Origin of the sequence: Oligella sp. HMSC09E12 (genome assembly GCF_001808505.1) — a bacterium.
In the GTDB taxonomy this organism is placed as follows: Bacteria; Pseudomonadota; Gammaproteobacteria; order Burkholderiales; family Burkholderiaceae_B; genus Oligella; species Oligella urethralis.
Genome location: NZ_KV793609.1, coordinates 1 through 951, shown reverse-complemented (window position 1 = coordinate 951; position 951 = coordinate 1). Strand labels below are relative to the sequence as shown.

The window sequence follows — 951 nt, the reverse complement described above, 5'->3', positions numbered from 1 at the left end:
CTTAAACAGATAGAACAAGAGCACGAACGGCTTAAGAAAATGTATGCTGAATTGAGCCTCATGTCGCGCATGCAGGAGGAGATTATAAAAAAGCTCTAGTGCCTGTAGAGACACGTAAGGCATGGGCTCGTGAGCTACAGGCAAGGCATCTAGTCAGCATTGTTAAAAGCTGTCAGGCAGTATGTATTAGTCGAACGGCTTATTACTACCGTAAACGCTTGGTCAATGACAGTGCAGTTGAGCAAGCGTTGCTTGAACTAACTGAGCGACATCCTCGTTGGGGCTTTGTTAAATGTTTCGACCGTTTACGAACCTTAGGCCACCCGTGGAATCACAAACGCGTACAACGTGTCTACAATCAGCTTCAGCTGCAATTACGAAGTAAGCGTAAACAACGTTTACCGGCACGAAACCCTACGCCATTGGCACAGCCTAAGCTAGCAAGAAGCAGCTGGTCAATCGATTTCATGTCAGATGGTCTGACAAATCAGCGCCGCTTTCGCACGCTGAATGTGATTGATGACTTCAATCGTGAGAGCCTTGGCATTGATATTGGCATGAGTCTACCGGCCCTTCGGGTCACACGTTTTTTAGATCAGCTAAGTGAAGTCTATGGTTACCCTGAGCGTATCCGTACAGATAACGGTCCGGAGTTTACGTCACAGATTTTTATGCAATGGGCAGAACGACACGGCATTATGATTGATTTTATTGAACCTGGTTGCCCTTACCAGAATGCCTATATCGAGCGATTTAATCGAACCTATCGCGAAGAAGTGTTGAATATGCACCTCTTCAGTACACTAGAGCAGGTTCGTTGGTATACCGAAGAGTGGATAACCATTTATAATACCGAAAGACCTCATGAGTCGTTGGAACGCTTAAGTCCTGTTAACTACAGGCTGAGAGCACATTCTACTTTCGGGCTGTGTTAAGAATGGGGTAGGTTCA

The 951-nt window shown here is 45.8% G+C and carries 1 protein-coding gene; it reads left to right on the top strand.

Annotated elements, in window-relative coordinates:
- Positions 1–98: 98 nt before the first annotated feature.
- Positions 99–935: an IS3 family transposase gene (locus HMPREF3179_RS09910; protein ID WP_070471007.1), complete on the top strand. Its 837-nt coding sequence runs from the start codon at positions 99–101 to the stop codon at positions 933–935.
- Positions 936–951: the final 16 nt, after the last annotated feature.